This is a genomic window from Intestinimonas butyriciproducens, from assembly GCF_004154955.1.
In the GTDB taxonomy this organism is placed as follows: Bacteria; Bacillota; Clostridia; order Oscillospirales; family Oscillospiraceae; genus Intestinimonas; species Intestinimonas butyriciproducens.
In genome coordinates this window covers 850,218-866,508 of sequence record NZ_CP011524.1, presented here as the reverse complement: position 1 = coordinate 866,508, position 16,291 = coordinate 850,218, and the positions used below count along the sequence as shown (strand labels likewise).

The 16,291-nt window shown below is 58.3% G+C and carries 15 protein-coding genes; 5 read left to right on the top strand and 10 right to left on the bottom strand.

Features of this window, described 5'->3' with window-relative positions; all coding sequences use genetic code 11:
- Positions 1–38 precede the first annotated feature (38 nt).
- The 3 genes from SRB521_RS04275 to SRB521_RS04265 all read right to left on the bottom strand — a co-directional run bounded on the left by SRB521_RS04275 (position 39) and on the right by SRB521_RS04265 (position 2,570).
- Positions 39–821 (bottom strand): acyl-CoA dehydratase activase, encoded by a 783-nt coding sequence (locus SRB521_RS04275; protein ID WP_116722260.1) that lies wholly within the window; start codon positions 819–821, stop codon positions 39–41.
- Positions 822–867: 46 nt separating this feature from the next.
- Complete coding sequence (locus SRB521_RS04270; RefSeq protein ID WP_165816308.1) at positions 868–2,031, bottom strand: CaiB/BaiF CoA transferase family protein; 1,164 nt, start codon at positions 2,029–2,031, stop codon at positions 868–870.
- A gap of 65 nt (positions 2,032–2,096) precedes the next feature.
- A complete protein-coding gene (locus SRB521_RS04265) occupies positions 2,097–2,570 on the bottom strand; it encodes a MaoC/PaaZ C-terminal domain-containing protein (RefSeq protein WP_033118673.1) in 474 nt (157 codons plus the stop codon).
- Positions 2,571–2,882: 312 nt separating this feature from the next.
- On the opposite strand from SRB521_RS04265, the gene SRB521_RS04260 reads away from it, so the two are divergent.
- Positions 2,883–3,716 carry an MBL fold metallo-hydrolase gene (locus SRB521_RS04260; protein WP_075704342.1) on the top strand — a complete coding sequence of 278 codons (834 nt, stop codon included), beginning with the start codon at positions 2,883–2,885 and terminating at the stop codon, positions 3,714–3,716.
- A gap of 44 nt (positions 3,717–3,760) precedes the next feature.
- Positions 3,761–4,543, top strand: a complete 783-nt coding sequence (locus SRB521_RS04255) for an SDR family NAD(P)-dependent oxidoreductase (RefSeq protein WP_075704343.1) — start codon at positions 3,761–3,763, stop codon at positions 4,541–4,543.
- Positions 4,544–4,694: 151 nt separating this feature from the next.
- Here the strand turns inward: SRB521_RS04255 and SRB521_RS04250 are convergent, their stop codons facing one another.
- The 7 genes from SRB521_RS04250 to SRB521_RS04220 all read right to left on the bottom strand — a co-directional run bounded on the left by SRB521_RS04250 (position 4,695) and on the right by SRB521_RS04220 (position 12,550).
- Entirely contained in the window at positions 4,695–5,900 is a 1,206-nt protein-coding gene (locus SRB521_RS04250; protein WP_075704344.1) for an FprA family A-type flavoprotein, read from the bottom strand.
- 19 nt (positions 5,901–5,919) lie between these two features.
- On the bottom strand, positions 5,920–7,827 hold the full coding sequence (locus tag SRB521_RS04245; protein ID WP_075704345.1) for an acyl-CoA dehydrogenase family protein: 1,908 nt from the start codon (positions 7,825–7,827) through the stop codon (positions 5,920–5,922).
- Between the two features lie 64 nt (positions 7,828–7,891).
- The gene (locus tag SRB521_RS04240) at positions 7,892–8,305 is read right to left on the bottom strand and encodes an RrF2 family transcriptional regulator (protein WP_058118147.1); all 414 of its coding nucleotides are present in this window, start codon (positions 8,303–8,305) and stop codon (positions 7,892–7,894) included.
- 198 nt (positions 8,306–8,503) lie between these two features.
- The gene (locus SRB521_RS04235; RefSeq protein WP_116722259.1) at positions 8,504–9,613 is read right to left on the bottom strand and encodes a phosphotransferase enzyme family protein; all 1,110 of its coding nucleotides are present in this window, start codon (positions 9,611–9,613) and stop codon (positions 8,504–8,506) included.
- Positions 9,614–10,546, bottom strand: a complete 933-nt coding sequence (locus SRB521_RS04230; RefSeq protein WP_083630940.1) for a sugar phosphate nucleotidyltransferase — start codon at positions 10,544–10,546, stop codon at positions 9,614–9,616.
- Between the two features lie 12 nt (positions 10,547–10,558).
- Positions 10,559–11,575 carry a UDP-glucose 4-epimerase GalE gene (galE, locus tag SRB521_RS04225; RefSeq protein ID WP_075704346.1) on the bottom strand — a complete coding sequence of 339 codons (1,017 nt, stop codon included), beginning with the start codon at positions 11,573–11,575 and terminating at the stop codon, positions 10,559–10,561.
- A gap of 63 nt (positions 11,576–11,638) precedes the next feature.
- The gene (locus SRB521_RS04220; protein ID WP_082636086.1) at positions 11,639–12,550 is read right to left on the bottom strand and encodes an AraC family transcriptional regulator; all 912 of its coding nucleotides are present in this window, start codon (positions 12,548–12,550) and stop codon (positions 11,639–11,641) included.
- Between the two features lie 385 nt (positions 12,551–12,935).
- On the opposite strand from SRB521_RS04220, the gene SRB521_RS04215 reads away from it, so the two are divergent.
- The 3 genes from SRB521_RS04215 to SRB521_RS04205 all read left to right on the top strand — a co-directional run bounded on the left by SRB521_RS04215 (position 12,936) and on the right by SRB521_RS04205 (position 16,284).
- Positions 12,936–14,294: a carbohydrate ABC transporter substrate-binding protein gene (locus tag SRB521_RS04215; protein WP_116722270.1), complete on the top strand. Its 1,359-nt coding sequence runs from the start codon at positions 12,936–12,938 to the stop codon at positions 14,292–14,294.
- A 199-nt stretch (positions 14,295–14,493) separates the two neighbouring features.
- Positions 14,494–15,378, top strand: a complete 885-nt coding sequence (locus tag SRB521_RS04210) for a carbohydrate ABC transporter permease (RefSeq protein ID WP_116722258.1) — start codon at positions 14,494–14,496, stop codon at positions 15,376–15,378.
- Positions 15,379–15,390: 12 nt separating this feature from the next.
- Positions 15,391–16,284 carry a carbohydrate ABC transporter permease gene (locus SRB521_RS04205; protein ID WP_116722257.1) on the top strand — a complete coding sequence of 298 codons (894 nt, stop codon included), beginning with the start codon at positions 15,391–15,393 and terminating at the stop codon, positions 16,282–16,284.
- The last annotated feature ends 7 nt before the right edge of the window (positions 16,285–16,291 follow it).

The following is a 16,291-nucleotide window of genomic DNA, read 5'->3' as shown; positions in this document are numbered from 1 at the left end:
ACTCCTCTTCTTTTTCTTCTTGCTTGCTTCTCACTTGCTCAGGAGACTCGTTTTGCCTCCCGGTATGCCAGAATCGCGGCCCCGATGGCCCCGGCCAGCTGGCAGTCCTCGTGGACCAGAATCTCGCTCTTGAGCTCCCGGCTCAGCGCCCGAACAACTCCGCTGTTCAGCGCCACCCCGCCGCTCATCGCCACATCCTTCACCAGCCCGTTCCGGAATACCAGCGCCGCCACTCGCTTTGCCACCGACGCGTGAATCCCCGCCACCAGATCCGGCAGCGGTACATTGTTCGAAAGCTGTGAGATGACCTCCGACTCGGCAAATACCGTGCATGTGTTGCTGATGCTCACTTCCGACCGGGCTTGCGATGACAGCTCCCCCAGCTCCTCCGTCTTCACATCCAGCACACCGGCCATCACGTCCAGAAAGCGGCCGGTCCCTGCCGCGCATTTGTCGTTCATCACGAAGTTATCCAGAAGACCATCCTCACTCAGGCGGAGTGCCTTTACATCCTGCCCGCCAATGTCGACCACGGTTCGGGCTGTGGGCAGCAGGTAATGGACCCCCGTGGCATGGCACGTGATCTCGCTCTTCTGGCTGTCCGCCGCCTCGAACGTGAACCGTCCATATCCCGTCACTAGGATCCGTTCGATCTCCTCCCGCGTTTTCCCCGCTTTTCTCAGCGCCGCCTCGAACACCGTCCTGGACCCCTGCGTCCCCGTCCCCAACGGTACCACCGCGCGTGCTTTGATCTCTCGCCCATCCTCCATGATGATGCACTTGCACGCCGTTGACCCGATATCTACTCCCATCGTCAACATTCTTCTCTCCGCCTTTCGAACTTTTCTCATCCGGAGGGTCATAGGTTCAGATGACGCCTTCCTCTTTGAGTTTTGCCAAGTCTTCCGGCGTAAGTCCCAGCTTTTCGCCGTAAACCTCCTCGTTGAATTTGCCCAGAGGGGCGCCCGCCCACTTGATCTCGCCGGGCGTACCATACATCTTCGGCACGCAGTTCTGCATTTTCAGTGTGCCGAACTGTTCCGTATCCACATCCACGATGGCGTTGCGTGCCTTGAAATGCTCGTCCTGCATGATGTCCGCCACATTGTAGACAGGACAGTTGGGAATGTCGTCGCCCAAGACCTCCAGGCACTCCTCAATGGTGTGCTCCCTGGCCCATTCGGCGCAGATAGCATTGATCTCCTCCCGGTTGGCCGTCCTCCCCGCGCCGGTCTTATAGTCTTCGACCTCCGCCAACTCCGGCCTGCCGATGGATTCGCACCACTGCTTGAACAGTTTGTCGCCCGAGACGGAGAGCACCAAGTACTTTCCGTCCTTGGTGAGGAAGTGTCCGGAGGGGACCGTCACCAGCGTACCGTTGCCGATACGGGTCCGGATCGTGCCGTCATAGCTGTACTCCGCGATAATGCTCTCCTGGAGGCGGAGCATCGATTCCGTCAGGCAGCAGTCGATCATCTGCCCTTCTCCGGTCCCGACCACATCCCGGTTATAGATGGCGAACATGGCGCCCATACACGCAAACATGGCCGTGTAGAAGTCGGCCACCGAGATGCCGGGCTTCACAGGGGGCTCGCCGGGGAAACCGGTGATCTCCAGGAACCCGCCCAGCGCCAGGCCAATGCGGTCAAACCCGGGCTTGTGGCTGTTGGGTCCGGTCTGTCCGTATCCGGATGACGTTACATACACCAGCCGGGGGTTGAGGGCATGCAGGGACTCCCATGTAAAGCCCAGCCGCTTGAATACGCCCGGGCGGAAGTTCTCGATCAGGATATCCGCATCTTTGATCAGGTCGGTGAGCATCTCCTTGCCCTTCTCCGACTTCAGGTTCAGCGTGACGCAGCGTTTATTCCGTCCCTCCACCGCGTACCACATGTCTTTGATGCGCCCCATATTCCGCATGAGGTCGCCGCCCTTGGGGGGTTCCACCTTGATGACGTCGGCGCCGAAATCCGCCATCATCGTCCCACACCACGGGCCTGCCAGAATATTGCCTACTTCAACTACTTTCAATCCTTCCAGAGCCTGCATGAATACCCTTCCCTTCCAATTTTGTTTTTGAATCCTCTTATTTGTCTTTATTTCGGATATTTACGGATCAACTGCTTGAACTCACCCTGCTGGACGATCTCGCCCCGCTGGTTGAAGATGGTGCGCAGGAAGGTGACCTTCCCCATATCGCTCTCCGGCCGGGGGTCCGCCTTTTCGATGACCTCCTGCTCCACGTGGATCGTATCCCCAATGAGAACCGGCTTTTTGAACTTCCAGTTGATCTCCGTCAGCGCCGCCATTTGCGCCATCATGGCCTGGTTGTAGCTCGTCCGTGTGAAAAGCCCCGAGGAGTATGTAAGGGGCAGCATACCGTGGGCCAGTCGCTGCCCGGCAATGGATCCCTTGGCAAACTCCGCGTCCGTGTGCAGCGTATTGTAGTCCCCAGTCAGCCCCGCGAAGCTCACGATATCCGCCTCGGTGATCGTCCGCCCCACGCTTACCACCTTGTCCCCGATCTCCATATCCTCAAAATATATCTGCTGCTCCAAGTCTTTTTTCATCGCTTGATCCCCCTCTAAAATTTTCTCTCTTTTTTGAAACAAGCCTTATTTTTCGGCACTTTGTTTATTCGGATTGTATTTCTTCCATCTCTTTTTGTACATTACTAATCAAATTATCATTTGTTATTTTTTGATCTAATGTTTCCCCGCAAACGTTTGCCCGCTCAAGAAATATGCGCCGGTTCAAAAAACACACTGAGAAAAATTTTTTATTTTTTGCTTGCCTTCTGGCCACACCCGATTTATACTAGTCAAAAATCGGAGGTCCATCCCCTGATGTGCCGGACCTTTCCCGCCGGGAGGAATGTTCTTATGCGGCCCACCGAATATATGCGCGCCTGCTGCGACAGCCCCTGGGACTGGTGGCAGCCCCCCTTCCACGTCGCGCCCCATGTCTATTATGTCAGCGGGAATCGCTGGGTAGGCGCCTATCTCTTCGATACCGGTGACGGGCTGCTGCTGCTGGATACCGCGATGCAGCCCACCCTCCACCTGTTGGTCTACTCCATCTGCACGCTGGGTTTCGACCCCAAGGATATCCGTGCTATTCTCCTGAGCCACGCCCATTATGATCACTGTGGCGGCGCCCGCTTTCTGCAGGGACTCGCCCCCCAGGCCCGGATCTACCTCGGAGAGCGAGATTTGTTTTTCCTGGAGGAGTCCCACCAAAGCCTTATCTACCCGGACCGCTACCCCTTTACGCCCTTTGCCGTAGATGAGGTGTATCGGGAGGACACGCCCATTGTACAAGGGCGCTTTTCGATCCACACGTTCTCTACCCCGGGGCACACGCCCGGCTGCACTTCCTTCTATTTTGAGGACACAGACGAGGCGACAGGGAGGCTCTACCGCTGTGCCATGCACGGCGGTTTGGGACTCAACACGCTCAGTGACGGCTTTCTGCGCCACACCGGCCTGCCCGTATCTCTGCGCGGGGAATACCGCCGTTCCATGGAGCGGCTCCGCGCTCTGCCCGTGGACATCGCCCTGGGCTCTCATCCGGAAAACACATCCATGTTGGAACGGCTGAAACAGTATGGAGACCGGGACTATCCGCAGTGTGACCCCGCCCTTTGGGCCGAAATGGCCGACAGCTTTCTGGCACAGTTGGATGCGTTGGAACAGCAAAGCGCCTTCAAAGCATAAGATCTTGCGTTCCAAAAACGAATCGACATGGGAGGTCATCATGTATGGAACTTGGTTTAACCGGCCGGACCGTCGTCATCACCGGCGGTTCCAGCGGCATTGGGAAGGCCGTTGCGTGGGAGTATCTGAAGGAGGGCTGCCATGTGGCCATCTGCTCCCGCGGACAGGCCCGCCTGGAGGATGCGGTCCGGGAGTTTCAGGCCGCGGGCTACTCCGTTTTTGCCCGCAGCCTGGATGTGACCGACTACCCCGCCGTGGAGCGCTTCGCCGACGAAGTGGCGGAGGCCTACGGCAAAATTGACGTCTGGTACAACAATGCCGCCTCCAACCAGACAAAGTCCCTGATGGATTACAGCTACGACGAATTCCGCAGCAGTACAGAGGCCCTGCTCATCTCGGTCTTTGCCGGATGCAAGATCGCGGCGGCGCACATGCGCAAGACCGGAGGCGGCGTCATTCTGAACGCCTCATCTTATTCCGCCGTCATCCCGAATGCCGGACGTGCGCCCTACAGCGCGTGTAAATCCGCGGTGAGTTCTCTCACGCGCTCCTTTGCCGCCGAGCTGGCCCCCGACCAGATCCGGGTGCTGGCCTATGTCCCCGGCTTGATCGCCACCGAGATCACCAGGGATCACATTGCCAGAAATCGGGACGCCCTGCTCTCCGCCATCCCCTGCCGTCGGTTTGGCCGCCCTGAGGATCTGGCCAAAGTGCTGGTCTTTTTGAGCAGCGACATCGCAGAATATATGAACGGCACCGAGGTCTACATCTCGGGCGGAAAATTCTGTACGCAGAATCCGCAGTATGGCTGGGAACACATGGTCTGAATTCCCGCCGCCGTCACGGCGATCACAACGCACAAAAGAGACGTCCTCCGTGCTGAACAGCACGGAGGACGTCTCTTTACGGGACCCCCAAAACGACTGGTCCCTGAGTGGGAATACGCGGCGGCGCCCTGGGCGGGCGGAGGGGGCCGTATCACTGCATAGATGCCAGAATGGCGTTGGCCAAGGCGTCCAGCTCCGCCTCTTTGCCCTCCCCCAGGGAGGAGGCCAGACTGAGCCTCTCATTCAGTACGGTCATGCCCTTCATCTCATCGTCCAGGAACTTCTGCATGAGATCGCCTGATTTACAGGCCCAGGAGCCATTCTCCACGATGGCCACAGTGCGCTTTTGCAGGTTGAGGGCCTTCATATCCTGGAGAAAACCGTGCATGACAGGATAGATGCCCAAATTGTAAGTCACTGAGGCCAGCACCACATGGGACAGGCGGAAGGTCTCGGAAATGAGATAGGAAACGTGGGTATTGCTCACGTCATACAGCCATACATTGGTCATGCCCTTTTCGCACAGTTTGGACGCCAACGCCTGGGCCGCCGCCTCAGTGTTTCCGTACATGGAGGCGTACGCCACCACCACACCTTTCTCTTCCGGCTCATAGGTGGCCCAGTGGACATACTTATCCAGAAGATAGGGGATATTCTCCCGCCAAACGGGACCATGGAGGGGGCAGAGCATCTTGATATCAATGGTCCCCGCTTTTTTCAGCAAGTGCATGACGTGAGGGCCATACTTGCCCACAATATTGGTATAGTACCTTCGGGCGTCATCGATCCAGTCGCGGTCAAAGTCTACCTCATCGGCAAAGAGCTTGCCGTCCAGCGCTCCGAAGGCGCCGAACGCGTCGGCGGAGAACAGGACCCCGTTGGTGGTATCGAAGGTGACCATGGCCTCCGGCCAGTGGACCATGGGGGCGGCTACAAAGGTGACCACGTGCTTTCCAAAGGACTGTGTGTCCCCCTCTTTTACCTCGATCAACTCGTGACCGTCCACTTGAAACCCGAACTGGCGCATGAGCATAAATGCCTTCTCCGTGGAGATGATCTTCACCTTCGGATAGCGAAGCAGGATCTCCTCGATGGAGGCCCCGTGGTCGGGCTCCATATGATTGATGACCAGGTAATCCAGCCCCCTCCCGCCCAGGAGGTGCTCCACATTCTCCAGGAGCTGGCGGCAGGCCGACCAGTCCACCGTGTCGAAGAGAACGGACTTCTCGTCCAGCAGCAGGTAGGCGTTGTAGGACACCCCTCTGGGGATGGGATGGATATTCTCAAAGAGGGCCAGCCGGTGATCGTTGGCCCCCACCCAGTAGAGGTCCTCGGTGACATTTCTCACGCAATACATCTTAAAATCCCCCTCTCAGTCATACTTCAATGAACATGTGCTTACCCTCGGCGCATTCGGGACAGACCCAATCCTCCGGCAGCTTCTCAAAAAGGGTGCCCGGGGCGATCTCTGCGTCCTCGTCTCCCAGCTCAGGGACATACTCGTAGCCGCAGCCGCCGCAGACATACCGTTTTCCGATGGGCTCCGGCTTGGGAGGCGTGGGACGCTTCATTTTGACCATGGGCGGGGCGGGCAGCTTGTCGCCTGTACCCAAGGCTTTGGCCAGCAGGGGCAGGATCTCATTTACATCGCCCACGATGCCGTAGTCGCAGTTTTTGAAAATGGGAGCGCCGGCGTTCTTGTTGATGGCCACGATGGTGGAGGCGTCTTTGATGCCCTTGAGGTGCTGAACCGCGCCGGAGATTCCGCAGGCGATGTACAGATTGCCGGTGAACTTCTGACCAGACATGCCCACATACCGGTCCAGAGGCACATATTTAAGTGTCTCCGCCACGGGGCGGGAGGCGCCCACCGCAGCTCCGGCGGCCTTGGCCAGCCGCTCAATGAGCTTCATATTCTTCTGGTCTCCGATGCCCTGTCCGGCGGAGACCACCCGCTCGGCCCGGGCAATGGGGGTGTCCATGGGGATCCCTACAGTGAAGTCGTGGCCATCCTTTTTGAGACACTCCACCAGCTCCTGCACCTGCTCTTCGGCGGAGCCGTCCCTGAGAATGCGCTTTTTCCGCACGCCGGTGACGGGCGCCGGCTTCTTCGGCTGGCTGGAGGACCCCGCATCCCTGGGCGGCTTGCCCAGAATGTGAGAGGCGATGACCACCCGCTGGATCTCGTTGGTGCCTTCATAAATCGTGGTGATCTTCGCGTCCCGGTAGGCACGCTCCACATCCATACCCTTCATGAAGCCGGCGCCGCCATAGATCTGGAGCGCGTCGTTGGTGACTTCCAGCGCGATGTCGGAGGCGTACATCTTGGCCATGGCGGACTCCATGCCGTAAGGCTCGTGGTGCTCTTTGAGCTCGGCCGCCGAATAAATCAGCATCCGGGCACAGCGCAGCTTGGTGGCCATATCCGCCAGCTTGAAGGAGATGGACTGCTGGAACCCGATGGGCTTTCCAAACTGGACCCGTTCCTTGGCATATTCCACAGCCGAGTCATAGGCCCCCTGTGCGATCCCCAGAGCCTGGGAGGCAATGCCGATACGCCCTCCATCCAGAGTCGCCATGGCAATCTTGAAGCCCTCTCCCTCCTTGCCTAGCAGGTTCTCTCTGGGTACCGGCACGTTATTGAAAATCAGTTCCGCGGTGGAAGAGGAGCGGATGCCCATTTTGTCATAGTGGTCGCCGAAATCAAAGCCGGGGAAATCCTTTTCCACGATAAAAGCGCTGATGCCTCGGGTGCCGATGTCCGGCGTGGTGACGGCAAACACCACATAGGTATCCGCCTTGGGGGCGTTGGTAATAAAGATCTTTCCCCCGTTCAGGATATAGTGGTCGCCCTTGAGGACGGCGGTGGTCTCCGTACCGCCGGCATCGGAGCCTGCGTTGGGCTCCGTGAGTCCGAACGCGCCGATCTTCTCCCCCCTGGCCAGAGGCGCCAGGTATTTCCTCTTCTGCTCATCCGTACCGTAGGCGAAGATGGGCCATGAGCCCAGGGATACATGGGCAGAGAGGATCACGCCGGTGCCGCCGTCTACCCGCGAGAGCTCCTCCACGGCAATGGCATAGCTGAGCACGTCCAATCCCGCCCCGCCGTATTCCGTGGGATAGGGCACACCCATCAGGCCCAGTGCTCCCATCTTGCTTACGATCTCGTCCGGGAAGCGGTTCTCTTTGTCCAGAAGAAACGCCACCGGCTTCACCTCGGATTCGGCAAAGGCTCTCACCTTGGCCCGAAATTCCTCGTGCTGCTTTGTTGTCTGGAAATTCATATCTCTGCCTCCTTTGGTCATTGATTATATTGGATAAATTTTATCCACAATTTGGATAAAAAACTCACTCCGCAGCCGTGCCAAAAATCAGCTCCTGGAGCGTATGTCCCCGCAGCTCCTCATGCAGCCTTTGCTGTACAAGCCCCAGCCGGCAGTGAACCATGCAGCCTCCGTGGGCTTCCCGCCAAGGGCAGGAATAGCCCGGCTCCATGCAGGCGATGACTGCACTGTCCTCTTCCATTGCCGCCATCAGATCATAAAGCGTCACCTTGTCCAGTCCCACAGCCAGACGGCAACCGCCGTCAGCACCTCTGGTAATGCGCACGAATCCCGCCTTGCTCAGCTTCTTGATGATCTTATAGGCAAACGGCTTGGGCACCATCTGCTGTTCAGAGATGTCTCCCGCTGTGAGCTGCTCCCCCTCCGACAGCGCCCGAAGGACCCGAAGGGCATAATCCGTCTCTCTGGTAATCAGCACGCCGCATCCCTCCCCTGTGTCTCCATTGCCATTTTGTTCTAGTGCCATCATAGCAATGTGGATAGTTGTTGTCAAGTTAATTTTGATAAACTTTGTGCAGTTTTCATATTCCCACAAAAAGCGTCCTGCCGTTTTGTGGAAAAGAGCGGGAAAACGCGCGGTGACAGATCACCGCGCGTTTTCCTTTTGCGGATGGGATCATGCGTACTTCCGAACGGCCGCCGCCATATCATCCCAGCACCGCTCCATATCGGAGACCAGCTTGAACTGGGTGCGGCAGCGGTCCAAATTCTGCCCTGCCCGGTGGACGGCAAAGTAATGATCGCCCTCCAGATAGTCGGTGAGGAAGCGGATCCCGCACTCCAGCGTCATGAGTTTGGCCCCCCATGGCAGATACTCCAGTTCCGCGGGCGTGAGGATCCCTCCGCAGCCCTCTAGGAAGCCCTTGGTATAGACCTCAAAAAGGCCCAAGTCAAAATTCACCTTGGAGAGATCCCGTTCGTCCTCGGCGGAGTGGTTGGCGCCGAAGCGGATGGAGTCCCCGAAATCATTGATGGCCAGGCCGGGCATCACGGTATCCAGATCGATGACGCAGATCCCCTCTCCCGTCTTCTCGTCCATGAGCACGTTGTTGAGCTTGGTGTCGTTATGGGTGACGCGCAGGGGGAGTTTCCCCGCCCTCTGCGCCTCCAGCGCCACGGAACAGTCCGCCGACCGCCGGAGCACAAATTCCACCTCATCCCTCACCCCGGCCGCCCGGCCCAGCTTGTCCGCCTCCAGCGCCTTTCGGAAATTCCGCAGCCGGTTTTCCGTATCGTGAAACTTTTCAATGGTCTCAAAAAGCGTGTCCGCGGGATAGTCCTTCAACAGGCGCTGAAATCGCCCGAACGCCTTGGCAGAGGCATAAAACAGCTCCGGCGTCTCCGCCGCCTGGAGGCAGACCGTATGTTCAATAAAGGGGGTGCACCGCCAGGCCCCGCCCGCACGGTCGGTGAAGTAGCACGTCCCGGTCCGGGTGCGCAGGATGGTCAGTGTCTCCCGGTCGGGATCTCCCCCCTCCCAGGCGATCACCTTCTTCAGATAGTCGGTGACGCCCACCACATTCCGCATGAGCTGTTCCGGATTCCCAAAGGCGGCGGCGCTGATGCGCTGGAGAATAAAACGTCTGCACGCCCCATCCGGAGGCTGGGTATGAACGCAGAAGGTATCGTTGATATGGCCCTCCCCGAATCGGACCGACCCCACCACAGGGGCCCCCAGCTCATAGGCGGCCAGAGCCTCCTCGATATAATCCTCCGCCTTTCCCATTCAGCGCTCTCCTCCCCAAAGATTTTCCGGGTAAAGCCCCTTCTCCGTCATATCGGACACGGCCTGTACCACCACGGGCTTGTCGTCCTGATAGGTCACGCCGTACCAGCGGTCCCGGCTCCTGAGCACCCTTACCCGTGCCCGTCCCTCCTCGATGAGCGCACTCACCACGCTGGGCAGGAAGTACTCCCCTTTCATCGGGTCCCCGGCCAGTGCCCGGTCCAGGAAGGAAGGAAAGCGGCGCTGGGCCTCCGAGAGGAAGCTGGCCGTAAAGCCCCACAGGTTCATGGACACGATGGTACCCCCGGGAAGCGCGGTCCATGTGACACCACCGTCCTCGGTATAGCGGGCGTCATGCCCCGCCTTTTCGATGTGGGTGCGCTCCGTGACTGCCCGGAGGAAGTGTCCTTCTGCCTCTTCACAGATCCCGCGGGCAACATGGCCGTGCTCGGTGACGGTATTGCCCAGGAGATACCCCACCATGGCGTACTCATAGGTATCCCGGCTGTCCGGATGGCTGCACAGGTAGCTGTAGATCTCCTGAAAAGCCTCCGGGCCGTAATAGTCGTCGGCGTTGATGACGGCAAAGGGACCCTCCACCACGTGCCGCGCCGCCAGGACGGCATGGCATGTGCCCCAGGGCTTAACCCGCCCCTCCGGGACGGCATAGCCCACCGGCAGGTCGTCCAGTTCCTGGTAGGCGTACTTCACCTCCATCACTTTTGCCAGCCGGTCTCCAATGCCGGCCTTGAAGGATTCCTCGATCGCATGCTTGATGACAAAGACCACGGTTTCAAACCCAGCCCGTTTGGCATCGTAAATGGAATAATCGATAATAAGCTGTCCGTGTCCTCCCACGGGGTCGAGCTGCTTGAGTCCGCCGTAGCGGCTCCCCATGCCTGCCGCCATGACCACCAGAACCGGTTTTTTCATCTCCGCCTCACCTCAGCCTTCATATCCGTTGGGGTTCATGCTCTGCCACTTCCAGGAGGACGCGCACATCTCCTCAATGCCGTACTGCGCCTCCCAGCCCAGTTCTTCTCGGGCCTTGGACGGATCGGCCCAGCACGCGGCGATATCCCCTGGGCGGCGGGGATCGATGACGTAAGGCAGAGGCTTGCCGCAGGCTTTCTCGTAGGCGTGGAGCACGTCCAGCACGCTGTAGCCCTTGCCGGTGCCCAGGTTGCAGAGGAAGAGTCCACAGTTCTGAGACAGCTTTTTGAGAGCAGCCACATGGCCGCGGGCCAGATCCACCACATGGATGTAGTCCCGCACGCCGGTGCCGTCGTGGGTGGGCCAGTCGCTGCCGAACACATGGAGCTCCTTGAGCTGCCCAACCGCCACCTTGGCGATATAGGGGACCAGATTGTTGGGGATACCGTTTGGGTCCTCTCCGATGAGGCCGGAGGCGTGCGCTCCGATGGGGTTGAAGTATCGCAGCAGCGCCACATTCAGCGTGGGATCGGCGGCACAGCAATCGGTAAGGATACGCTCGATGAACAGCTTGGTGGTGCCGTAGGGGTTGGTGGTGGAGAGCGGAAAGTCCTCCCGGATCGGCACGGTGTGGGGATCGCCGTAGACGGTGGCGGAGGAGGAAAAGACAAAATTCTTTACCCCATGCCTGCGCATGGCGTTGAGCACCGTCAGGGTATTGACCAGATTGTTGGTATAATACTCCAGGGGCTTGGCCACGCTCTCTCCCACCGCCTTAAGGGCGGCGAAGTGGATCACGGCGTCGATGTCCGGGTACTCTGCGAACAGGGCCTCCACCCCCGCCGGGTCACACAGGTCCACCTTGACGAAGGGCACGGCCCTTCCCACGATCCGTTCCACCCGGCGGACCGCCTCCTCGCTGGCATTAACCAGATTATCCGCCACCACAATGTCGTAGCCCGCTTGGATGAGTTCCACGCAGGTGTGGCTGCCGATGTAGCCGGCTCCGCCGCTGACCAGAATAGACATAACGTCACTCCCTCTGCCTTTTTCAATGGCCGTTCGGCCCATTTAATCTATGGTATTTTACTCCTATTTCCCCCTGCTGTCCACTGTGGATAGGCGCGAATCTGAAGCCATCCCTCCCTCTCTGGGCCCATGTTCCCCGGCCCGCCGTTTGCGGTACTCCATGGGGCTCATCCCCTCCAGCTTGCGGAAGCTCTGGGAGAAGTAGCTGGGAGAAGAAAAGCCCAGCATATGAGAAATTTGAGACAGCGAATGGTCGGTGTCGCTGAGGAGGTATCGGCTCTCCTGAATGCGGCGCGAGATCAGATAGTTGATCGGAGACACGCCGTATTCCCTGCTGAAGGCATGCACCATATAGTACTTATTGATATGTGTGAGCTCCGCAAGCATATCCAGACTAATATTCTCTTTGAAATGTCCGTCAATGTACCGGCGCACCGCGGCGCACTCCTTGCTGGCCCTGCGTCCGGCCGGCGCCACAGTGAGCGAAAAATCGGTATGCCGCAGGACACGGATCAGAAGGACCTCCAGCAGATCCTGGCAGACCACCTCGTACCCCGCCGCCTTGGTCTCGATCTCCCGGAGCATGGCCCGGAGATAAAAGAGCATCTCCTCCCCGCCGCCCCGGAAATGGATGACCTCATAGGGGGCGTCTGCCGCCCCGTCCGGACCGAACTCCAGTCCCTCCACCCCCAGGACGATATACTCCAATGGGCTGGAGTTGAGGCTGACCTCGGTGTGCTCCACATTGGGGTTGACGATGACCAGATCATCCGCAGCCACAGGCAGCATCCGCCCGGCCACCTTGAACTGCCCCACCCCGCCAACTACATAAAAAAGTTCCGCACAGGTATGGGTGTGCAGCAGGCTGTGCCAGTCTCCTCCATATTTGGCCGTGCTCACGTACAGGAGCTTGGTGGCGGAGCGGTCAATGGGGCTGGCGATCCCTCCAGGGAACTCATAACGGTCGTTACTCATAGCAGGACTCCCGTTCAGGATTTAGGATTCTTGCGTTTGAAACTTAAACTTGCAGCGTTCTGATCATAGCACACCTTTCCTTCTTGTGCAATCCATAAAAAAGAAAAATATTGGGGGTGTTCTCTGTCGTAAAATTCAGTGTTTCGTCGTTTCGTTAAAAAACGGTTCTTTCTTTTTGTGGACATCATGCACAAAATTTGTTTTTATTCTCAAAAATTATTATCCCAAATATCAAAAAAGCAATTTATATAAAAATGGTGACAAGAATAAAATTGAATTGGCCTCTCCATCCGATATACTTAAAGTACTTTAAGCGGTCGGCCCACGCTCCAATGCCGCCGTTCACAGTGTCATCATCAATATTAGGAGGTAAGAGGAAATGAAAATGAAGAAAGCGTTCAGCGCCGCTCTGGCGGGCACAATGGCCCTCTCCCTGCTGGCCGGCTGCGGCGGCGGTTCGTCCGCCACACCCGCACCCGCGGATACCGGCTCCCCCGCCGACACCGGCTCCCCCGCCGCTGAAACCATCCAGGTGGCCGCCATTGAAACAGCCTACGGTGCCGACATGTGGCAGGAGGTGGCCGACGCCTTCACCGCACAGACCGGGATCGCCGTGGACCTCATCACCGACAAGAAGCTCGAAGACGTCATCGGGCCTTCCATGCAGGGCGGCGAGTTCCCCGACGTGATCCACCTGGCCACCGGCCGCGAAGCCGGCCTCACCGAACAGTTTATCAAGGACCACAACATTCTGGAGATCACCGACGTGCTCTCCATGACCGTACCCGGCGAAGAGGCCAAGGTCTCCGACAAGATCGCCGGCGGCTTCACCGACACCTCACTCACCAACCCCTATGGTGATGGCAAGACCTATCTCGCCCCCATGTTCTATTCTCCCTGCGGCCTGTTCTACAACGCCGGTCTCTTTGAAGAAAAGGGCTGGACCGTTCCCACCACCTGGGAGGAGATGTGGGCGTTGGGCGACAAAGCCGCCGCCGAGGATATCGCCCTCTTCACCTATCCCACCACAGGCTATTTCGACGCCTTCTTCTACGCTTTGATGTACTCCGCCGGCGGCCCCGAGTTCTTTGACCAGGCCACCCACTATGCCGAGGGTATTTGGGACACCCCGGAGGCCAAGACCTGTTTCGATATCGTGGCCAAGCTTGCGACCTACACCAACCCCGTCACCCCCGCCCAGGCCAATGACCAGGACTTCACCCAGAACCAGCAGCTGGTGCTGGACAACAAGGCCCTGTTCATGCCCAACGGCACCTGGATCGTAGGCGAGATGGCCGACGCTCCCAGGGCCGACGGCTTCCAGTGGGGCATGACCGCCCTGCCCGCCGTTGAAGAGGGCGGCGACAGTTACAGCTATACCTGGTTCGAGCAGGCCTGGATCCCCGCCGGCGCAGAGCATCCCGACGCCGCCAAGGCGTTCATCGCTTTCCTGTACAGCGACAGCGCCTGTGAAATCTTTGCCAAGGCCGGTGCCATCCAGCCCGTGCTGAACATCGCCGACAAGCTGGAGGGCAACAATCAGCTCTTCTACTCCATCTATGACAACGGCGCCAAAGCCGCCATGGGCAACTTCGCCACCTTCACCCCCATCCCCGGCATCGAGGTGCGCGGCGTGTTCTTTGATCCCGTGAACTCCCTGGTGAGCGGCTCCATGACCGAGGACGACTGGATCGCCTCCGTAAAGTCGGCCAGCGATCAGATGCGGGTCAATCTGCAGAGCTGATCCCCTCCGAGGTCGCCCCCTCCTTCCACAGAGCAGGCTTGAGGGACGGTGAGTAGCGCGACCTACTCACCGTCCCTTTTTCCCAAAACCGTACGGAGCGGATAAATCTGCTCCCCCGCAGCCGTATTTCTGCGGTCGGGAGCCGGTTTATGCGCTCCGCCCGTACGTGCCGCAGCAGAGCTTGAAAGGAGCTGAGCATATGGAGAAACACAGGGGACGCAGCCGGTTCATCACGCTGTGTGTCGCCCCCGCGGCGATCCTGTTCTTTATTTTTATGATTCTTCCCACTCTGAACGTATTCCGCATGTCCCTCTTTGAGCGCGGCGCTTACTCGCCCACCGAGACCTTTGTCGGCCTTAAAAATTTTCAGATGCTTTTCCGCGACAGTCAATTCATCCGCTCCATGCAGAACACCATCCTCCTCATCGTGGTCGTCACCGTCATCACCTTTGCTCTCGCGTTGGTGTTTGCCGGCATCCTGACCCGTGAGAAGATCAGAGGGCAAAATTTCTTCCGCGTGGTCTTTTACATCCCCAACATCCTCTCTGTGGTGGTCATCTCCGGTATCTTCTCCGCCATCTACAAGCCGGAAAACGGCATGCTCAACAGCATCCTGTCCATGCTCTCCGGCAAGGCCGTCATGGTCCTCTGGAAGGACGAGCCCCTGGTCATGGTGAGTATTATCATCGCCATGGTGTGGCAGGCCGTCGGCTATTACATGGTCATGTATATGGCCTCTATGTCCAGTGTGCCCCAGAGCCTCTATGAGAGCGCGGGCCTGGACGGGGCCGGGCGGGTGACGCAGTTTTTCCAAATCACCATTCCCCTCATCTGGACCAACATCCGCACCACCCTCACCTTCTTCATCATCTCCACCATTAATATGGCCTTCCTCTTCGTCAAGGCCATGACCAGCGGCGGCCCCAACGGCGCCTCCGAGGTAGCCCTCTCCTATATGTACGGCCAGAAGGATGCCGGACTCTACGGCTACTCCATGGCCATCGGCGTAGTCATCTTCCTCTTCTCCTTCCTGCTCTCCGCCCTGGTGAACAAGGTCACCAAGCGGGAACCTCTGGAATTCTAAGGGGGTGCGGATATGGATCAGGAAGTGAAAAAACACGGGACCGGCGACCGACTCTATCAAATCTTTATCTATGTGGTCCTCATCGCCCTGGCGGTGTGCATCCTCGTCCCGGTGGCCTGGGTCTTTCTCGCCTCCATCAAACAGAACAGCGAGTTTTACGGCAACCCGTGGACCCTGCCCGCCAGCTTCTACTGGCAGAATTTCGTAGATGCCTGGAACGCGGCCAATATGGGCGATTACATGCTCAATTCGGTCATCGTCACCGCCCTGGCCCTTCTCCTGCTGCTGGTGGTGGCTCTCCCGGCAGCCTACTGCCTCTCCCGTTTCCACTTTAAGGGATGCCGTTTCCTCAACACCTGCTTTATGGCCGGCCTCTTTATCAATGTCAACTACATCGTGGTCCCCATCTTCCTGATGCTCCGGGACGGCGACAGCTTTCTGAAGGGCATCCTCGGCAGCGGCTTTCTGCTCAACAACCTCTTTGTTCTGGCGGTGGTATACGCCTCCACAGCCCTTCCCTTTACCATCTATCTCCTCTCAGGTTATTTTGCCACTCTGCCCCACGATTTTGAGGAGGCCGCGTATATCGACGGCGCGGGCTACGGCAAAACCATGATCAAAATCATCTTTCCCATGGCGCAGCCCTCCATCATCACCATCATCCTCTTTAATTTTCTCTCTTTCTGGAATGAGTACATCATCTCCATGACCCTTATGAGCTCCGCCAAAGGGCCCCGCACTCTCCCGGTGGGGCTGCTGAATCTGATGCAGGCCCAGCAGTCCAAGGCCGAATACGGTATTCTCTACGCTGGACTGGTGCTTGTGATGCTGCCCACCCTCATTCTTTATATCTGCGTCCAGAAGAAACTGACCCAGGGTATGACCGTGGGAGGTCTGAAAGGGTAAGGTGTGT